Consider the following 19,322-nt stretch of genomic DNA (forward strand, 5'->3'; position numbering starts at 1 on the left):
CCTCGGTTCGGCCGCGGCCGTTCCGCGGCGACGGGGTCACGCTACGAGCGCCGCGCTGTCGACGGCATCCGTCGCCGGGCCCGTGCGGATCATCCGAAGTCGACTCCCCGATCACCCGACGGTGATTCCCCCGGCGGCGTGCGGAGCGCTAGCCTGCGGTCGTGGACCGCCGCACACGCTGGCATCTCGCCCAGGACGTCGCCGTCGCCGCCATCGTCGCGGCGCTCGGGCTCGCCGAGGTCTGGGTGCCGTTCGAATCGGTGCAGGGAACCGGTTCGCCCGTGCTCAGCACGGTCGCCATCCTCGTCTGCGCCGTCCTGCTGGCGCTCCGCCGGATCGTCCCCCTGGCCCTGGTCGGCATCCCGCTGACGTGGGTCCTGTGCTTCGTCGCGACCGGCGGCGACACCCAGGTGCTGTTCTTCGGGGGGTTCCTGCCGATCTCGCTCGCCCTCTACACGGGTGCGCGCCACGGCGGCGTCCGGACGTCGGCGACCGTCTGCGGTTCGGTGTTCGCCGCCGTCATCCTCGCCGACCTGTTCGTACCCGAGCTCCAGGGTCCGAGCGAGGTGTTCTTCCACTGGGGCGTGCTCCTCACGGTCTTCCTCATCGGCATCGGCATGCGGGTCTCCGAGCGCCGGGCAGCGGATGCCGCGGTGCGGGCCATCGCCGCGGAGACCGACGCCCGTGAGGCCGCCCTCCGCGCGGTCGCGGAGGAACGTGCGCGGATCGCCCGGGAGCTGCACGACATCCTCGGGCATTCGGTGAGCGTCATGGTGGTCCAGGCCGGTGCCGCGGCCGAGGTCGTCGACGTCGATGCGGCCGCCGCCCGCCGTGCGCTCGAGGCGATCCGGACGACGGGCACCGACGCGCTGGCGGAGGTCCGCCGCGTCGTCGAGCTGCTGCGGGAGGACGACCACGACGCCCTGTCTCCGCAGCCGGGCATCGCCCGCATCCCCGAGTTGATCGAGCAGGCGCGCGGATCCGGACTCGTCGTGGACTTCCGCGCGGACGACACGAGCGACCTGTCGGCGGGTCGGCAGCTCGCCGTCTACCGGGTCGTGCAGGAGTCGCTCACGAACGTGCGTCGACATGCGCGAGCGGCATCGGCCTCGGTCGCGATCGAACGCTCGGCCGACCGCGTCGACGTCACGGTGACCGACGACGGCGCTGCCGCCGGTGCCGATCGTGCCGCCGGGCACGGACTCCTCGGCATGCGGGAGCGCGTGACGCTGTACGGCGGCACGCTCGAGGCGGGTCCTGGGCCGAGCGGATGGCGCGTCCACGCGTCGCTCCCGATCGGGGCGGGTTCGTGACGGCCAGCGCCCCGACCCGCGTCCTGCTCGTCGACGACCAGGAACTCGTCCGCGTGGGCTTCCGCCTCATCCTCGAGCGCGCCGGGCTCGACGTCGTGGGTGAGGCCGCCGACGGGGCCGTCGGTGTGGACGCGGCCGCCGACCTCCGCCCCGACGTCGTCCTCATGGACATCCGGATGCCCGTCATGGACGGCATCGAGGCCACGCGTCGCATCCTCGAGGCGGACGCCTCGCGCCGCGTGCTCGCGCTCACGACGTTCGACCTCGACGAGGTCGTGTTCGCCGCGGTGCGCGCGGGTGCCTCCGGGTTCCTCCTCAAGGACGTGCCGCCCGCGGACCTGGTCCACGCGGTCGGCGTCGTCGCCCGGGGGGAGGCGATGCTGGCGCCGACGGTGACGGCGCGCCTGCTCGAGCGGTTCGCCGCGGCACCCTCCCCCGACGCGGCGCTGCCACCGGATCTCGACCTCACCGAGCGCGAGGTCGAGATCATCCGACTCGTCGCGCGCGGACGGTCGAACGCCGAGATCGGCGCGGCGCTCTTCCTCAGCGAGTCGACCGTGAAGACGTACGTGTCGCGCCTGCTCGCCAAGCTCGGCGCGCACGACCGCGTGCAGATCGCGATCCTCGCCTATGAGTCGGGACTCGTGCGCCCCGGCGAGCGGGCGGAGTGATCGGCCGGCGCCGTATCGGTCCCGCGCCGGATCGGCGCGACCGGGAACGGCGGAAGGCCCGGACGATGTCCGGGCCTTCCGAGTGGAGCCGCCTGAGGGAATCGAACCCTCGACCTATTCATTACGAGTGAATCGCTCTGCCGACTGAGCTAAGGCGGCGTGGCATCCGTTGCGAATCGCACCGAACGGCACGAGAGACCATGTTAGCGGGTTTTCGGCGCCCTCATGACCACTCGGCCCCCGTGCGCTCGCACGTCAGCACTGCGGGTCCGACGCGGGCACCGCACCGTCGATGAGGAAGTCCTCGACGGTGTCGTCGATGCACGCGTTCGACTTGCGGTAGGCGGTGTGCCCCTCGCCGTCGTAGCTCACGAGGAAGCCGGAGTCGAGCTGCTCGGCGAGCGCCTCGGCCCACTGGTACGGCGTCGCCGGGTCGCCGGTCGTGCCGATCACCATGATCGGGGCCGCGCCCTCCGCGGTGATCGCGCTGCGTTCGGCCTCGCTGGCGACCGGCCACTGCGCGCACCCGATGTCGCCGTAGGCGAAGTACGGACCGATGATCGGCGCCGCCTCGGCGAGTTCCGTCGCGTCGGCGCGCATCTTCGCCGGGTCGTCGTCCCAGGTGTAGTCGAGGCAGTTGACGGTGCGGAACGCCTCGGTCGAGTTATCGGTGTATGTGCCGTCCGGTTCGCGGTGGTTGTAGAGATCGGCGAAGAGGAGCGCGATGTCGGCTTCGCCGAACATCACCGACTCGAACATTTCATTGAGGTACGGCCAGCTCTCGGGAGAGTACAGCGGGTAGACGATCCCCGTGACGAGCGCGTCCGCGCCGAGCATCCGGCCGTCGCTGGCTCTGAGCGGATTCGCCTGGACCGAGGCGAGGAGGCGCGCCACTTCGTCGGCGGCGTCATCGATCGAACCGGAGAACGGGCAGTCGTCGCCGGCAAGGCAGTCTGCGAGATATGCCTTCAGGGCATCCTCGAAACCGACCGACTGTGCGATGTTGACCTCTTGGATGCTCGTGGTCGGGTCGATGGCGCCGTCGAGGACGAGCCGACCCGTCTTCTCCGGGTAGAGCCCGGCATAGGTCGCGCCGAGGAACGTCCCGTAGGAGTACCCCAGGTAGTTCAATCGCTCGTCGCCCAGGATTGCGCGGAGCAGGTCGAGGTCGCGGGCTGCGCTCACCGTGTCGATGTTGCCGAGCAGGTCCCCGGTCCCGTCGGCACAGGTATCCGCGAAGTCGCGACTCGCCTCGGTCACCTCGGCGATCCACTCGTCGCTGCCCCGCTCCCCTGGAACGATCCCGTACAGGAACTCGTCCATCTGCGCAGCGTCGTAGCACCGGACGGCCGACGACCTTCCGACGCCGCGCGGGTCGAACCCTACGACGTCGAACCGCTCCTGCAGCCGCGGCCCGGCGGCGTAGTCGATCGACTCGGCGATGTAGTCGTATCCGGACACCCCGGGACCGCCCGGATTCACGAGCAGCGAGCCGATCTTCTCGCCGCTCGCCGGCCGGCGGACCAGCGCCAGCTCGATCTCGCCCGCGTCGGGATCGCTCCAATCGAGCGGGGCGGTGGCCGTCGCGCACAGCTTGTCGTCGCAGCGCTCCCACTCGAGCACCTGCGAGTAGAACGGCTCGAGCTCGGGGGCGACGGTCTCGCCCGTCGGCTCGGACCGCTCGGTCCCGCCGCCGAGGAAGGAGGGCACCGTGCATCCTGCGAGCAGCAGCACGGACGTCACCACCACGGATGCCGCGGCGACGAGCCGTCCCCCCGCCGTCACGAGCGCACCCCCCGGGCCGCCTCTGGCCGGCGGATCGCCGAGACGAGCATCGCCTCGAGCGCGAGCGCGGGCTGGACGTTGGCGTCGATGCGGATACGGGCCTCCTGGATGGCGTCGAGCGTCGCGAGCGACTGCGCCGGCGTGGCGGATGCCGCGGCGCGGGCGATGTCGGCGGCGATCTCGAGGTTCACGAGGTCGACCTCCGCACCGAGCTGGGTCACGAGGATGTCGCGGAACAGCGATGCGAGGTCGACGAGGATCCGGTCGATCCCGTCGCGCAGGCTCCGGGTCGCGCGTCGCTTCTGGTCCTCCTCGAGCGCACGGAGCTGCGACCGGAGCGCGGCGGGCACGGCCTGGCCGGGCGCGACGCCGAGCGAGCGGAGCGTGTGCTCGCGCTCCTCGGCGTCGCGGAGTTCGGTGATCGCCTTCGCATCGTCGCCCGCGATCTCGAGCAGACGTGCGGCCGTGAGCACGGCGCCCGGCGTGGACCTCACCTGCAGCGCGAGACGCAGCGTCTCGTCGCGGCGGTCGCGCGCCTCGGCGCTCGTGGCGAGTCGGTGCGCCATGCCGATGTGGCTCTGCGCTTCGCGCGCCGCGCGTTCGGCGAGCTCGGCATCGACGCCGTCGCGGCGGACGAGGAGGTCGGCGACGGCCGCGATGTCGGGCACCTGGAGTCGGACCGACCGCACGCGCGAGCGGATCGTGGGGATCAGGTCGGCCTCGCTCGGGGCGCAGAGGATCCACACGGTGCGCGGCGGCGGCTCCTCGAGCTCCTTCAGCAGGAAGTTCGACGTCTGCTCGGTCATCCGGTCGGCATCCTCGACGACGACGACGCGATAGTGGGCGACGGACGGCGCGTAGTGGGATCGCTTGACCATGTCGCGGACGTCGTCGCGCTTGATGATCACGCCCTCGGTCGCGAGCACGTGCAGGTCGGGATGGCTGCGCGCCGTCACCTGGGCGCGGAGGCGCTCGTCGCCGTCGGGCTCACCGGAGAGCAGCGCCTCGGCGAACGCGTAGGCGAGGTTCGAGCGCCCCGATCCGGGCGGGCCCGTGATCAGCCACGAGTGGGTCATGTCGGCCGAGACGCGCGAGTCCGCCGCCGCGCGGGCGGCCGAGCGCAGCACGGCGATCGCGGCATCCTGGCCCGTCAGGTCGCTCCACACGGTCACGGCTCCACGCTACCTTCGGCCGCGGACAGCAGCGCTGGGAGGCCCCTGACCGTGTGCCGAGCGGATGCCTCGGGTCGCGCGACGCCGACGCTCACGCGAGCGTCTCGACCCGGGCCCGGATCCTGTCGTGGATGTCGTCGACCGGCAGTGCGGCATCGACGACGAGGAAACGGTCGGGCTCGGCCGCTGCGAGCGCGAGGTACGCCTCGCGCACCCTGCCGTGGAACTCCGCCGCCTCGGCCTCGAGGCGGTCGTACCGCGTGCGCGCACCGTCGAGGCGGCGTCGGGCGACCTCGGAGGGCAGGTCGAGGAGGATCGTGAGGTCGGGGACGAGCCCTTCGGTCGCCCACTCGGAGATCGAGCGGACCTCACGGGCGTCGAGCACGCGCCCGGCGCCCTGGTAGGCGACCGACGAGTCGATGTAGCGGTCCTGCACCACGACCTCGCCGCGCGCGAGGGCCGGTCGCACGACCGTCGCGACGTGGTGGGCGCGGTCGGCCGCGTAGAGCAGCGCCTCGGCGCGCGGCGCGATGTCGCCGCGGTGGTGCAGCACGATCTCGCGCACCTCGAGGCCGACGTCGGTGCCGCCGGGCTCGCGCGTTCGCACGACCGTCCGGCCCTCGGCCGTGAACCACTGCTCGAGCAGCTCCGCCTGGGTGGTCTTGCCCGATCCGTCGCCGCCCTCGAGGGTGAGGAACAGCCCGCGGCTCACGAGGACTTCTTCGCCGTACGCGTGCTCGTGCGCTTCGCCGGCGCCTTCGCGCCCGACTTCGCGGCGGTCGTCCGCTTCCCGCGCGCGGGCGCCGGGCCCTTGTCGCGCTTGATCTGGAGCAGCTCGACGGCGCGCTCGAAGGTGATGTCCTCGACGGACTCGGCGCGCGGGATCGTGGCGTTCGTCGTGCCGTCGGTCACGTAGGGGCCGAAGCGGCCGTCCTTGACCTTGATGGGCTTGCCGCTCACCGGGTCCTCGGCGAACTCCTTCAGCGCGCTCGACGCGCGGCGCGCGCCGTACTTCGGCTGGGCGAAGAGCTCCTGGGCGCCCGCGAGGTCGATGTCGAAGATCGCATCCTCGCTCGGGAGGGTCCGGGTGTCGGTGCCCTTCTTCAGGTACGGGCCGTATCGGCCGTTCTGCGCGGTGATCTCATCGCCCGACTCGGGGTCGAGACCCACGACGCGCGGGAGGTCGAGCAGCTGGAGGGCCGTCGCGAGGTCGACCTCCTCGATCTGCATGCTCTTGAAGAGCGACGCGGTGCGCGGCTTCGGCGCTGCGGCCTTCTTGGCGCCGCGCTTCGCGGCCTTCGCCGGCTGCGCCTCGACGACCTCGCCCGTGGCCGGGTCGACGGATGCCTCGGCCGCCTCGGGCTCGGGCTCGAGCTCGGTCACGTAGGGCCCGAACCGGCCGTCCTTCACGACGACCTGCTTGCCGTTGTCGGGGTTCACGCCGAGCACGCGGTCGGTCTGCACGGGCGCCTCGATGAGCTCGCGCGCCTTCTCGGCCGTGAGCTCGTCGGGCGCGAGGCCCTCGGGCAGGTTCACGCGCCGCGGCGGCGCGTCGGCGGCCGCTTCGGGGTCGACCGTCTCGAGGTACGGCCCGTATCGGCCGATCCGCAGCGTCACGCCGGGACCGATCACGATCGAGTTGATCTCGCGTGCGTCGATGTCGCCCAGGTTGTCGACGACCTGACGGAGGCCCGTGTGCCGGTCGCTGCCGAAGTAGAACTCGTTGAGCCAGTCGACGCGGTCGGCCTCTCCCGACGCGATGCGGTCGAGGTCGTCCTCCATCTCGGCCGTGAAGTCGTACTCGACGAGGTCGCCGAAGTGCTCCTCGAGGAGGCGCACCACCGAGAACGCGACCCAGCTCGGCACGAGCGCCTGGCCGCGCTGCGTGACATAGCCGCGGTCGAGGATCGTGGAGATGATCGAGGCGAACGTCGACGGGCGGCCGATGCCGAGCTCCTCGAGTCGCTTGACGAGGCTCGCCTCGGTGTAGCGCGGCGGCGGGCTCGTCTCGTGGCCCTTCGCCTCGAGCTCGGAGAGCCCGACGGCCTCGCCCTCGGCGAGCTGGGGCAGCTTCGCCTCGCCGGGCGTCTCGTCGGCGTTGCGCTCCTCGTCGCGGCTCTCCTCGTACGCGGCGAGGAAGCCGCGGAAGGTGATCACGGTGCCGCTCGCGGTGAACTCGGCGATCGTGCCGGCGACGGCGGTCGTGGGCGTCTCGGGCTCGGCGGCATCCGTCGCCGTCGGACCGACCTCGATCGTGACGGTCGCGGTCTGCCCCTTCGCGTCGGCCATCTGCGAGGCGACCGTCCGCTTCCAGATGAGGTCGTAGAGCTTGAACTCGCTGCCGCGCAGCACGCTCTGCAGCTCGGCCGGGGTGCGGAAGACCTCGCCCGAGGGGCGGATGGCCTCGTGCGCCTCCTGCGCGTTCTTCGACTTCCCGGCGTAGGCGCGGGGCTTCTCGGGCACGCTGTCGGCGCCGTACAGCTTCACGGCCTGGGTGCGCGCGGCCTGGATCGCCTGCTGCGAGAGCGACACCGAGTCGGTGCGCATATAGGTGATGTACCCGTTCTCGTAGAGCGACTGCGCGACGCGCATGGTGTCACGGGCAGAGAGCCGGAGCTTGCGCGCCGACTCCTGCTGCAGCGTCGAGGTCGTGAACGGCGCGGCCGGACGGCGCGAGTACGGCTTCGACTCGACGCGGCTCACTCGGCGCGCGACGGTGTCGTCGCGGAGCGCGGCGGTGAGGGACTGCGCGGTGGCCTCGTCGAGCACGACGGCCTTGCCGGTCAGCCGGCCCGAGTCGTCGAAGTCGCGACCGGTCGCGATGCGCTCGCCGCCGACACGCACGAGGCGCGCCTCGAACGACGAGGACTCCTTCGTGAACCGGCCGATCAGGTCCCAGTAGGAGGCGGCCACGAATGCGAGGCGCTCGCGCTCGCGGTCGACGACGAGACGCGTCGCCGCCGACTGCACGCGGCCGGCCGACAGCCCGGGCCCGACCTTGCGCCAGAGCACCGGCGAGACCTCGTAGCCGTAGAGCCGGTCGAGGATGCGCCGGGTCTCCTGCGCATCGACGAGCGCGGTGTCGAGCTCGCGGGTCTGGTCCTTGGCCTTGAGGATCGCGTCCTTCGTGATCTCGTGGAAGACCATGCGGCGCACGGGCACCTTGGGCTTGAGCTCCTGCAGCAGGTGCCACGCGATGGCCTCGCCCTCGCGGTCCTCATCGGTGGCGAGCAGGAGTTCGTCGGCGCCCTTCAGCGCGCGCTTGAGTTCGGCGACCGTCTTCTTCTTCGCGTCGGAGACGACGTAGTACGGCTCGAACCCGTTCTCGACGTCGACGGAGAACTTGCCGAGCGAGCCCTTCTTCAGCTCGGGCGGCAGGTTCTTGGGCTCGACGAGGTCGCGGATGTGCCCGACCGAGGAGAGCACCTCGTAGCCGTCGCCGAGGTATTGGGCGATCGACTTCATCTTGGTCGGCGACTCCACGATCACGAGTTTCTTCGCGCCAGACACCGGACTCCTCTTGCTCATGGACGAAAAACGAGGGACGCACATCATCGCCGCGCCCCCGAGCGGTGTGCCATCGGCCGGCGGATGACGCCGACATGGCACACCATACACATATCGACCGTGAGGACACCCCTCGTGGCGCGGTGCGACGCGGGGAGGAAAGTCCCTTGCGGCCGTGCAGGACGAGTGGAGAATGGCCGCATGGACACGTCATCCGGCACCTACACCGCCAAGCTGATCGACGGACCACTCGAGGGGAAGACGGTCTCGACCGGGTTCCTCGACACCGGCGATCCGCAGCCGAGGATCAGCTTCCCCGGCGACGGCGGGAAGCACTACATCTACTCCCGAGGAGCGGGGCTCGAGTTCGACGAACCGGGCGACGACCGGCCGTCGGCGGTCGAGTACCGCTTCATCGAGACCGTCTTCGACTGAGGCGGATGCCTGAGGCGTGACGCACCACGTCGGTGCGCCACGCCTCAGGCGCGCGTGCCGTCGCGGCTACACGTGTCGCTCGTCGACGCCGTCGTAGTGCGACAGCGGCCGGATGAGCGCGTTCGACGCGGCCTGCTCGATGATGTGCGCGGTCCAGCCCGTGACCCGTGAGGCGACGAAGAGCGGCGTGAACGTCTCGGTGTCGTATCCCATGAGGTGGTAGGCGGGGCCCGAGGGGTAGTCGAGGTTCGGGTGGATGCCCTTGCGCTCGACGAACTCGCCCGAGAGCGTGTCGTACAGCTCGGCGAGGTCGGGCCGGTCGTAGTGCGAGATGAGCGTGTCGAGCGACGCCTTCATGGTCGGCACGCGCGAGTCGCCGTTCTTGTACACGCGGTGGCCGAAGCCCATGATCTTGCGCTTCTCGGCGAGCGCGGCGTCGAGCCACGGCACGACGTTCTCCGCCTCCCCGATCTCGTCGAAGATCCGCATCACGGCCTCGTTCGCGCCGCCGTGCAGCGGGCCCTTGAGCGCGCCGATGGCGCCGGTGACCGCGGAGTACAGGTCGGAGAGTGTCGAGGTGATGACTCGGGCCGTGAAGGTCGACGCGTTGAAGGAGTGCTCCGCGTAGAGGATCATCGACACGTCGAACGCGTCGACGACGACCTGGTCCGGGACCTCGCCGAACGACATGTGGAGGAAGTTCGCGGAGTAGTCGAGGTCGTCGCGCGGCGGCACGGGCTCCCCACCGCGCCGGCGACGCTGGTCGTAGGCGACGATCGCGGGAAGTGCCGCGAAGAGCGCCATCGACTTGGCGAGGTTCGCCTCGCGGCTCGCGTCGTCGGTGGTCGGGTCGGAGGCGCCGATCACGCTCACGGCAGTGCGCACGACGTCCATCGGGTGCGCGGTCGTCGGCAGCAGGTCGATCGCGGACTTCACGTTCGGCTGCAGCGCACGGCCGGCACGCTCGGTGGCCCGGAACTCCGCGAGCTGCGCGGCATCCGGCAGCTCGCCGTGCCAGAGCAGGTAGGCGACCTCCTCGAAGCGCTTGGTCGCGGCGAGCTGCTGCACCGGGTACCCGCGGTAGAGCAGCGAGTTCGTCTCGGGGTTCACCTTCGAGATCGCGGTCGTGTCGACCACGACGCCCGCGAGACCCTTGCGGATCTCGGGCACGGACGCCGGGGCGGTCATCGTGTCGGTCATGTCGTGCTCCTCTCAGGTCGCGCGTCAGCGCGCGACCGTGAAGTTGAAGATGGAGGTGTCGAAGTGGTTGTAGCCCTCGTAGTCGATGAGCTCGTAGAGGTCGGCCCGGTGCTGCATCTGCGGGAGGAGGCCGGTGAGGGCACCGGCATCCGTCAACTGGTCGAGGCCGCGCTCGGCGGCGCCCATCGCGAGGCGGAGGAGCGAGACCGGCCAGATCACGAGGTTCATGCCGACGTCGGCGAGCTGCTGCACGGTGAAGAGCTCGCTCTTGCCGAATTCGGTCATGTTGGCCAGCAGCGGCACGTCGACGGCGGCGCGCATGGCCGCGAACTCCTCGAGCGAGCGCATCGCCTCGGGGAAGATCGCGTCGGCGCCCGCGTCGACGAGCGCCTTGGCGCGGTCGATCGCCGCGTCGAGGCCGTCGACCGCGGCGATGTCGGTGCGCGCCATGACGAGGAAGTTCGGGTCGCGCCGGGCGTCGACGGCCGCCCGGATGCGCTGCAGCGCCGTGTGCTCGTCGACGACCTGCTTGCCGTCGAGGTGGCCGCACCGCTTGGGGTTGATCTGGTCCTCGATGTGGAGGCCGGCGAGGCCCGCGTCCTCCATCTCCTGCACGGTGCGGGCGACGTTCATGGGCTCGCCGAAGCCGGTGTCGGCGTCGACGATCGCGGGCAGCTCCGTCATCCGCGCGATCTGCTTCGCCCGGCCCGCGACCTCGGTGAGGGTCGTCAGCCCGATGTCGGGCAGGCCGAGGTCGGCGGAGAGCACGGCGCCCGAGATGTAGACGCCGTCGAAGCCCTTGCGCTCGATGAGCCGGGCCGAGAGCGGGTTGAACGCGCCGGGGAAGCGCAGCAGCTCGCCGCTCGCGAGGCGCTCGCGGAAGCCCGCGCGCTTGTCGGCCGGGGTGGTCTGGGCGTACAGCATGGGTCCTCCTAGAAGATGCCGCGGGGCGTCTCGAACTGGGCGAGCACGCCGGGTGCGGCGATGATCGTGAGCCGGCCGAGCTCGTCGGGGCCGAGCTCGGGCAGGCGCTGGGCGACGTCGAGGAAGCGCTCGATCTCGGCCGCCTCGAGGACGCCGTCGGCCAGCGTGCGGAACTTCTCGACGTACTGCTCACGGCCGAACGGCCGGGCGCCGAGCGGGTGCGCATCGGCGACGGCGATCTCGTCGACGATGGTCGAGCCATCCGTCAGCGTGATCTCGACGCGGCCGCCGAACGCCTTCTCGGCGATGTCGAGCGAGTGGTAGCGACGCGTCCACTCCGGGTCCTCGACCGTCGTGACCGTGCGCCACAGCGCGACGGTGTCGGGTCGGCCCGCGCGCTCCGGCGCGTACGAGTCGACGTGGTGCCAGGTGCCGTCCTGCAGGGCGACGGTGAAGATGTACGGGATCGAGTGGTCGAGCGTCTCGCGCGACGCGGTCGGGTCGTACTTCTGCGGGTCGTTCGCGCCCGAGCCGATCACATGGTGCGTGTGGTGCGACGTGTGGATGACGACGCTCGCGATGCGCGACGGGTCGGCGACGAGCTCGGGGTGCTCGCGGTTGAGCTTGCGCGCGAGGTCGATGAGGGCCTGCGCCTGGTACTCGGCCGAGTGCTCCTTGGTGTAGGTGTCGAGGATGGCGCGCTTCGCCTCGCCCTGCTCGGGCAGCGGCACCTCGTAGCTCGCGTCGGGACCGTCGAGGAGCCAGGCGATCACGCCGTCCTCGCCCTCGTAGATCGGCACGGGGCTCGTCTGCCCGCGCATCGCGCGGTCCACGGCCTCGACGGCCATCTTCCCGGCGAAGGCCGGCGCGTGCGCCTTCCACGTCGAGATCTCGCCCTTGCGCGACTGGCGGGTCGCGGTGGTCGTGTGCAGCGCCTGGCCGATGGCCTGGAAGATCGTCTCGGGGTCGAGGCCGAGGAGCGTGCCGATGCCCGCGGCGGCCGACGGGCCGAGGTGGGCGACGTGGTCGATCTTGTGCCTGTGCAGCGAGATGGCCTTCACGAGGTCGACCTGGATCTCGTAGCCCGTGGCGATGCCGCGCACGACGTCGCGACCGGTGAGTCCGCGCTGCGAGGCGAGGTGCTGGGCGACCGCGACGATCGCGGGGATGTTGTCGCCCGGGTGCGAGTACTCGGCCGCGAGGAACGTGTCGTGGAAGTCGAGTTCGCGCACGGCGACGCCGTTCGCCCACGCGGCCCACTCGGGGCTCGTGCGGCGCGCGGGCTCGAGTCCGAACACGGTCGCGCCCTCGCCGCCGACCGACACCGGGTGCGCGGTCGCCTGCGAGCGGGCCGCGATGATCGGGTCGCGAGTGAGGGATGCCGCGGCGACCGAGGCGTTGTCGATGACGCGGTTGACGACCATCTCCGCGACCTCGTCGGTGACCTCGACCGGGTCGGCGGCGACCTCGGCGATCTTCCAGGCGAGCTGGTCGGGACGGGCGAGGTTCTCCTCGCTCCGGTGGACGCGCACGTGGTGGAGCTGCACGGTTCGGCCTTTCGGTTCGGTGTTCGCTTCGTTCGTTCAGGTTGCCTGCGGGCCCGGTGCGGACCGGCGGGGCGGGCCCGTGTCGACCGGGCGGTCGTGGGGGCGAGCGGATGCCGCGCTCACGCGACGCGCGACCCGTCGTCGGCGCCGGGCGGCGCGGCGACGTCGTCGTCGGGCGCACTCGCGAGCGCGTTGGTCAGGCTCCGGTGCAGGTGCACATGGGTCGCGTGCGAGGCCAGCTCGGCGTCGCCCGCGATGATCGCGTCGACGATGAGCTCGTGCTCCCCGGCCGCGGCTCGGAGGCGGTCGGGGTTGTGCCGCGACAGGCGGCGGATGCGCGCCGAGTGGAGCTGGACGCTCCGGAGCGCGCTGCCGAGGAACGGGTTCGCGGCCGCCTCGTCGATGGCCCGGTCGAGGTCGTCGACGATCTCGAAGTAGCGCGTGAGTCCGGCCTCGCCCTCGGCGAGGAGTCGGGGAGCGTCGTGGAGGCGGTCGCGGATCGCGAGGAACGGGGCATCCGCTCGTCGTCTCGCCGCGAGGCCGGCCGCGCGAGCCTCGAGCGCCTCGCGGAGTTCGTAGAGCGCGACGATGTCGGCGCGGGAGATCGCGGTCACGATGGTGCCGCGCGCGGTCGGCTCGACGAGGCCGTCGGCGGCGAGGCGGCGCAGCGCCTCGCGCACGGGCGTGCGGCTGACGCCGAGGCGCACCGACTGCTCGACCTCCTGGAGCACGGTGCCCGGGCCGAGCACGCCGTCGAGGATCTCGCCGCGGAGGGTGTCGTACGCCCGCTCCCCTGCTCGCATGCTGTTCCTCCCGTCTTCGTCGGCGACGACTCATGTATACACGGACGCCGCCTGCGCTGCAAGTGCGGGTGAGCATCCCGGCTTGTTTGCAGCGATCGTGCGCGGCGCACTCCGATCTGTGTATACACGACTCGCGCTCACGCGCGGGACACGGCGGGCCGGGCGTGAACGGTGCGGGTGAGCGCTCAGCGACGTCTCACCTGTCCCAGCCCGGCGGACCGGCGCGTGCCGACCCCGTGGCCCGGAGCGGACCGTGGGCGACCGCGACCGACACGACCGCGACGGCGCCCTCGACCCGGCACCCGACGAGCGTCGCGCCGTTGCGACGCGCGAGGTCGCCCGCCAGCGCGCATGGTTCGCCCGCGACGGCGCCGCTCAGCGCGTCGGCCGCAGCGAGCGCGGACGCGTCCGCCGCGTTCGCGGCCGACTGCGATGCGACGGATGCCCCGAGCACACCCGTCACCCCGATGGCCAGCGCCACGACCGCGCCGAGGATCGCCACGGCGACGACCGTCGCCGCCCCCGATTCGTCGTCGGACCCGCCCGCCCGCCACGACCCGGTCGGCGCGGGGACCGTCACAGCCCGCCCCGCATCGCGCACGACTCCGCGCGGAGTGCGATCGCCGCGAGCACGCCGCCCGGGCTCGCCGACAGCGTCGCGCAGACGAACTCGCCGTCCTCGGCGACCGCGAGGCTCGCCCCGCCGACGTGCCGCCCCGCGATCCCGGCCGCCACCTCCACGGTCTCGCCGCGACCCAGCGCTCGGGCCGCGTCGGCCGCGGCATCCGCGAGACGGACCTGCAGCGCCACCGCGTGCACCGAGGCGAGCGCGGCGGCCAGCACGAGGGCGATCGCGGGCAGCGCGACGGCGAACTCCGCCGTCACGCTGCCCCGCTCGGGGTCAGCCGACCGTGAGCGCATTCCGCACGAGATCGGTGAGGATGCCGCGGACCTCGTCGCCGCGGAGGATGACGACGAGGAGCCCGGCGAAGCCGACGGCGGCCATCGTCGCGACGGCGTACTCGGCGGTGGCGGCGCCGCGGTCGCCCGCGAGCCGACGGGCGATCGCCGTGAGGCCTCGACGGGCCGCGCCGAGCGCGCGGCGTTCGGGGGACGGCCCACCGGTGGATCGTGACTGGTGCATCGGGTACTCCTTCTCTCAGCCGCACGCGGCGGCGACGGTGGCACGAGTCGGGACGTCGTCACACGGCACCGCCGAGCGTGCCCGTGACGACGGAGAACATGAGCGGGGCGACGCCGAGCAGCACGAACGCCGGAAGCACGCAGCAGCCGAGCGGCAGCATCAGTCGGACCCCCAGCCTCGCGGCGCGCGCGGCGCCCTCGGCGCGGGCTGCGCCCCGGATGCGGGCCGCCTCGGCGCGGAGCAGCTCCGCGACGGGTGCGCCGGCGCGCTCGGCGAGCGCGACCACGGAACTCGCCGCTCCGGGCGTCATCGATCCGGGAAGGTGCCTGGCCGACGCCTCCAGCACGATGCGCTCGGCCCTCGCGACCGACGCGCCGCTCGAGAGGGCCATCGCGAGCAGCTCGAGTTCGAGCCCCGCGGCGGGGTGCGCGACCGCGGCCCGCCGGATGAGCGCCCGGTTCCACCTCGCCCCGCACCAGAGCAGTGCCGATCCGGTCACGAGGCAGGCGAGCCCGATCGGCCCGCCGAGGAGCACGCCGAGCGTGTCGAATCCGAGCAGGGCGCCGAAGGCGACGGCGATCAGTGGCAGCGCCGCCACCAGTCGGGCGCTCGCCGCCGGACCGGCGAGGAGTGCGGCGGCCTCCCGGCGGAGCTGGGCCTCGTCGCGCAGGCTCGCGGCGATCATCGTGAGGCAACGCGCGAGCGGCGCGCCCGAGGCATCCGCGACCGACCACGCCGTCGCGAGCACCGCCCACGCGGGTGCGGCACCCGCAGCCCCGGCCGCGCCGATCGCCTCGGCGACCGGCTTCCCCTCGGCAGCGGCCCGCGCCGCGCGGGCGATCAGCGCGGCATCGGCGGAATCGGCATCGTCGGCGGCGGCGGCGGCGGGCCGAGCCGACCCGTCCGCGTCGTTCGTCGATCCGTCGAGCGCGGCCCACGCCGTCGCGGGAGCGAGCCCGGCCGTCAGCAGCGCGGCCATCCGCTCGGCGATCCCCGCGACCCGGTCGGGACCGACCGAGTCGTCCGCGCGCCGCCGGCCGAGGATCCGTGCCGGCACGACGGGCATCCGGAGCGTCAGCACGCCTCGACCTCCAACCGGTCGCCCTCGAGACGCAACCCGCCGATGCCGGCCACGCGCCGTCGGCCGTCGATGCGCTCCAGGTGGACGATCACGTCGAACGCGCTCACCGCCTGACGCGCGACCGCCCGGGCGGTCATGCCGGTCGTGGCGCCGAGCGCCTCGAGTCGCGCCGGCACGTCGGCCAACGAGTTCGCGTGGAGCGTGCCGGCCCCGCCGTCGTGCCCGGTGTTCAGCGCCGAGAGGAGGTCGCGCAGCTCGGGGCCGCGGCACTCCCCCACGACCAGGCGGTCCGGCCGCATCCGGAGCGCCTCGCGGAGGAGCACGTCGAGCCCGATGCGCCCGGAGCCCTCGAGGTTCGCCTGCCGGGCCTCGAGCGACACGACGTGCGGATGCGCAGGCCGGAGTTCCGACACGTCCTCGAGCAGCACGATGCGATCGCCGGGCGGCGCCTCCGCGAGGAGCGCGCCGAGGAGCGTCGTCTTGCCCGTCCCGCCCGCGCCGGTGATGAGGAGGTTCCGCCGCTGCGTCACCGCGTCGCGCAACCGACGCTCCTGCTCCCCGTCGAACATGCCGCTGCGGGCCAGCGCACCGAGCCTCGACCCCGCGGCGCGCGGCACCCGGACCGACAGGAGCGTGCCGGAGACCGACAGCGGCGGGAGCACCGCATGCACCCGGATGCCGTCGCCGAGGCGGACGTCGACCGCGGGCGTCGCCTCGTCGATGTGCCGACCGCCTCTGGCGATGAGGTGCACCGCGAGCGCGCGGACCTCGCCCTCGTCGGCGCGCCATCCGCCGTGGTGCTCCGGTCCGAGGCCCCGATCGATCCAGAGCCCGCGCTCGCCGTTCACGAAGAGGTCGGTCACGCCGGGATCCGAGGCGAACGGCGCGAGGGGGCCGAGCGCGGTGACGTCCGGCGCGATCGCCTCCACCGCTCGGAGAGCACCCGGCGCGCCTGCCGGCCCCTCGCCTCCCGGATGCATCCGCTCGGAGCCGGGCGGCGCCCACGCGAGCGCGGCCGCGCTCGAGCCGGGCGGCGCCCACGCGAGCGCGGCCGCGCTCTCCCACGAGGGGACGGGGACGAACGCTGCGGGCATGGGCACGACGCTAGGCGGGTGCCGGAGCGGCTCCCGGCGGGAGACGGCGGAAACGAGACGAGCTCCCCACCACGCCGTTGTGGAGGAGAGCTCGCGCGATCGGCATCGGATGCCGCGTTAAAAGAAGGGGGCGGCACCCATTGGGGGGAACAGGTGCCGCCTCGGCAGCGCACGGATTGGGGGGAATCGCGAGCGCTGCAGGCCTCGAATCGAAGTTGTTCGGGCGTACATCAGTGTATGGGCTGGAGATCCATGCGCAAGTACTTTTTGTCCTCATTTGTGCGGACGCACAGAAATCTCTGCGAGATCCTCCAGTGACTGGTCGGATGTCGACGGAAATCGAGGGTGAAACGGACCGCGAGCGACGGTTTCCGCACCCCGCGGGGGTCGAGCACCGGGAGACGAACGGCTCGAGCGGCTGCACGCCTGCCCCGTCGCGCCCCCTCGCGCCAGCCCAGCGTACGCCCCGCAGGGCCCTTCCATGCGCGACACACGCAGCGAAACATCGGGGAGCGGGCGCTATGGTGCTGTGTGGGGCAGGCGACCCGTCATCTGAACACTTCGCGAAGGAGCGATCGCACCACTATGAACGCGCAGATCGATCACGCGCTCGAGGAGATCCGGCGCTTCCGCCCGAGTCCCGAGTTCGCCGCCCAGGCCGTCGCCGACGAGGGCCTCTACGACGCCGCTCGCGCAGACCGGCTCGAGTTCTGGGCCGACCAGGCCCGCACGCTGCTCCAGTGGGAGAAGCCCTTCACCCGCACGCTCGACTGGACGAACCCGCCGTTCGCGAAGTGGTTCGACGACGGTGAGCTCAACGTCGCCGTCAACTGCCTCGACCGGCACGTCGAGGCCGGCCTCGGCGACCGCGTCGCCATCCACTGGGAGGGCGAGCCCGGCGACTCCCGCGACATCACGTACGCCGAGCTGACCGACGAGGTCAAGCGCGCGGCCAACACGCTGACCGACCTCGGGGTCGGCGAGCAGGATCGCGTCGCGATCTACCTCCCCATGATCCCCGAGGCCGTCGTCGCCATGCTCGCCTGCGCGCGCATCGGCGCCATCCATTCGGTCGTCTTCGGCGGGTTCAGCGCAGACAGCCTCGCGTCGCGCATCGACGATGCCGAGGCATCCGTCGTCATCACAGCGGATGGCGGCTACCGCAAGGGTCGCGTGTTCCCACTGAAGCCCGTGGTGGACGAGGCACTCGGCAAGGCCGAGGGCGGCACCGTGCGCAACGTGCTCGTCGTCAGGCGCGGCGAGAACGAGGTCGACTGGAACGCCGACCGCGACCTCTGGTGGCACGAGACGGTCGCGACCGCGTCGAACGAGCACGAGGCGAAAGGGTTCGAGGCGGAGCATCCGCTCTTCATCCTCTACACCTCCGGCACGACCGGGAAGCCGAAGGGCATCCTGCACACCTCGGGCGGCTACCTCACGCAGGCGGCGTTCACGCACCGGAACGTGTTCGACCTGCACCCCGAGCGCGACGTGTACTGGTGCACGGCCGACGTCGGCTGGATCACCGGGCACTCCTACGTCGTGTACGGCCCGCTCGCCAACGGCGCGACCCAGGTGCTCTACGAGGGCACGCCCGACACGCCGCACCCGGGTCGCTGGTGGGAGATCGTCGAGAAGTACGGCGTCACAATCCTGTACACGGCGCCGACCGCCATCCGCTCGTTCATGAAGCTCGGCCGGCAGATCCCGCACGAGTTCAACCTGCGCACGCTGCGGCTGCTCGGCTCGGTCGGCGAGCCGATCAACCCCGAGGCGTGGATCTGGTACCGCCACGTCATCGGCGGCGGCTCCATCCCGGTCGTCGACACGTGGTGGCAGACCGAGACCGGCGCGATCATGATCTCGGCACTGCCGGGCGTCACCGACCTGAAGCCGGGCTCGGCGCAGGTACCCGTGCCGGGCATCTCGATCGACATCCTCGACGACGACGGCACCGCGGTCGAGGGCGAGGGCGGGGGGCTGCTCGTGGCGACCGAGCCGTGGCCGTCGATGCTGCGCGGCATCTGGGGCGACCCGGAGCGGTTCAAGGAGACCTACTGGGAGAAGTTCGGCGACAAGTACTTCGCCGGCGACGGCGCCCGCCGCGACGAGGACGGCGACATCTGGCTGCTCGGCCGCGTCGACGACGTCATGAACGTCTCGGGCCACCGCCTGTCGACCGCCGAGATCGAGTCGTCGCTCGTCGCCCACCCGTGGACCGCCGAGGCCGCCGTCGTCGGCGCCTCCGACGAGACCACTGGCCAGGCCGTGGTCGCGTTCGTGATCCTCAAGGCCAGCCAGGTCTCGCACGCGACCGACCCGTTCGAGGCCAGCGAAGAGCTGCGCAAGCACGTCGCCACCCAGATCGGCGCGATCGCACGCCCGCGGCAGGTCTTCATCGTCAACGAGCTGCCGAAGACGCGCTCGGGCAAGATCATGCGGCGCCTGCTGCGCGACCTCGCCGAGGGCCGCGAGGTCGGCGACACGACGACCCTCGCCGACACGTCGATCATGGAGGTCATCAGCGCCCAGGTGCGCTGACCCGTTCGAACAGCGGATGCCGCGGCCGGAGTTCCGGCCGCGGCATCCGTCGTCTCGGGCCCGACGACCGCGTCAGATTGCGCACCGTCGTCGTTCGGTTGGTGC

Annotated in this window: 17 protein-coding genes and 1 tRNA gene; 4 read left to right on the top strand and 14 right to left on the bottom strand. The window is 72.1% G+C overall.

Annotation, left to right across the window (positions count from 1 at the left end; translation table 11 throughout):
- Positions 1-161: 161 nt before the first annotated feature.
- Positions 162-1,313, top strand: a complete 1,152-nt coding sequence (locus GLX25_RS19280) for a sensor histidine kinase (protein WP_155840668.1) — start codon at positions 162-164, stop codon at positions 1,311-1,313.
- On the top strand, positions 1,310-1,984 hold the full coding sequence (locus GLX25_RS02685) for a response regulator (RefSeq protein WP_271192568.1): 675 nt from the start codon (positions 1,310-1,312) through the stop codon (positions 1,982-1,984). Before GLX25_RS19280 ends, GLX25_RS02685 begins: the two co-directional genes overlap by 4 nt.
- A gap of 83 nt (positions 1,985-2,067) precedes the next feature.
- On the opposite strand, the gene GLX25_RS02690 is transcribed toward GLX25_RS02685, so the two are convergent.
- From GLX25_RS02690 to topA, 5 genes are all read right to left on the bottom strand, one after another.
- Positions 2,068-2,143, bottom strand: a tRNA-Thr gene (locus GLX25_RS02690).
- A gap of 96 nt (positions 2,144-2,239) precedes the next feature.
- Positions 2,240-3,769, bottom strand: a complete 1,530-nt coding sequence (locus tag GLX25_RS02695; protein WP_166548377.1) for an alpha/beta hydrolase — start codon at positions 3,767-3,769, stop codon at positions 2,240-2,242.
- Positions 3,766-4,941 (bottom strand): DNA polymerase III subunit delta', encoded by a 1,176-nt coding sequence (locus GLX25_RS02700; protein ID WP_166548378.1) that lies wholly within the window; start codon positions 4,939-4,941, stop codon positions 3,766-3,768. Before GLX25_RS02700 ends, GLX25_RS02695 begins: the two co-directional genes overlap by 4 nt.
- A 91-nt stretch (positions 4,942-5,032) precedes the next feature.
- The gene (tmk, locus tag GLX25_RS02705) at positions 5,033-5,653 is read right to left on the bottom strand and encodes a dTMP kinase (RefSeq protein WP_166548379.1); all 621 of its coding nucleotides are present in this window, start codon (positions 5,651-5,653) and stop codon (positions 5,033-5,035) included.
- Positions 5,650-8,451, bottom strand: a complete 2,802-nt coding sequence (gene topA, locus GLX25_RS02710) for a type I DNA topoisomerase (protein ID WP_166548380.1) — start codon at positions 8,449-8,451, stop codon at positions 5,650-5,652. The genes tmk and topA overlap by 4 nt, the downstream gene beginning before the upstream one ends.
- A gap of 198 nt (positions 8,452-8,649) precedes the next feature.
- Between topA and GLX25_RS02715 the strand changes: the two genes are divergently transcribed.
- The gene (locus tag GLX25_RS02715; RefSeq protein WP_155840671.1) at positions 8,650-8,883 is read left to right on the top strand and encodes a hypothetical protein; all 234 of its coding nucleotides are present in this window, start codon (positions 8,650-8,652) and stop codon (positions 8,881-8,883) included.
- 66 nt (positions 8,884-8,949) lie between these two features.
- Here the strand turns inward: GLX25_RS02715 and GLX25_RS02720 are convergent, their stop codons facing one another.
- The 9 genes from GLX25_RS02720 to GLX25_RS02760 form a co-directional block, all read right to left on the bottom strand.
- Complete coding sequence (locus GLX25_RS02720) at positions 8,950-10,083, bottom strand: bifunctional 2-methylcitrate synthase/citrate synthase (protein WP_420837636.1); 1,134 nt, start codon at positions 10,081-10,083, stop codon at positions 8,950-8,952.
- A 24-nt stretch (positions 10,084-10,107) separates the two neighbouring features.
- A complete protein-coding gene (gene prpB, locus GLX25_RS02725) occupies positions 10,108-11,007 on the bottom strand; it encodes a methylisocitrate lyase (protein ID WP_155840672.1) in 900 nt (299 codons plus the stop codon).
- Positions 11,008-11,015: 8 nt separating this feature from the next.
- On the bottom strand, positions 11,016-12,554 hold the full coding sequence (locus GLX25_RS02730; RefSeq protein ID WP_166548381.1) for an MmgE/PrpD family protein: 1,539 nt from the start codon (positions 12,552-12,554) through the stop codon (positions 11,016-11,018).
- 119 nt (positions 12,555-12,673) lie between these two features.
- The gene (locus GLX25_RS02735) at positions 12,674-13,357 is read right to left on the bottom strand and encodes a GntR family transcriptional regulator (RefSeq protein ID WP_155840673.1); all 684 of its coding nucleotides are present in this window, start codon (positions 13,355-13,357) and stop codon (positions 12,674-12,676) included.
- Between the two features lie 196 nt (positions 13,358-13,553).
- Positions 13,554-13,937, bottom strand: coding sequence for an Rv3654c family TadE-like protein (locus tag GLX25_RS19100; protein ID WP_166548382.1), 384 nt, complete (start codon positions 13,935-13,937; stop codon positions 13,554-13,556).
- A complete protein-coding gene (locus GLX25_RS02745) occupies positions 13,934-14,242 on the bottom strand; it encodes a TadE family type IV pilus minor pilin (RefSeq protein WP_155840675.1) in 309 nt (102 codons plus the stop codon). Before GLX25_RS02745 ends, GLX25_RS19100 begins: the two co-directional genes overlap by 4 nt.
- 16 nt (positions 14,243-14,258) lie before the next feature.
- Positions 14,259-14,501: a DUF4244 domain-containing protein gene (locus GLX25_RS02750; RefSeq protein WP_155840676.1), complete on the bottom strand. Its 243-nt coding sequence runs from the start codon at positions 14,499-14,501 to the stop codon at positions 14,259-14,261.
- Positions 14,502-14,559: 58 nt separating this feature from the next.
- Entirely contained in the window at positions 14,560-15,582 is a 1,023-nt protein-coding gene (locus tag GLX25_RS02755) for a type II secretion system F family protein (RefSeq protein ID WP_155840677.1), read from the bottom strand.
- Entirely contained in the window at positions 15,576-16,676 is a 1,101-nt protein-coding gene (locus tag GLX25_RS02760; protein ID WP_240898106.1) for a TadA family conjugal transfer-associated ATPase, read from the bottom strand. The genes GLX25_RS02755 and GLX25_RS02760 overlap by 7 nt, the downstream gene beginning before the upstream one ends.
- A 585-nt stretch (positions 16,677-17,261) precedes the next feature.
- Here GLX25_RS02760 and acs point away from each other — a divergent pair.
- Positions 17,262-19,217, top strand: a complete 1,956-nt coding sequence (gene acs / locus GLX25_RS02765) for an acetate--CoA ligase (protein ID WP_155840678.1) — start codon at positions 17,262-17,264, stop codon at positions 19,215-19,217.
- The last annotated feature ends 105 nt before the right edge of the window (positions 19,218-19,322 follow it).

It is taken from the genome of Agromyces luteolus (genome assembly GCF_009729855.1).
Classification (GTDB): Bacteria; Actinomycetota; Actinomycetes; order Actinomycetales; family Microbacteriaceae; genus Agromyces; species Agromyces luteolus.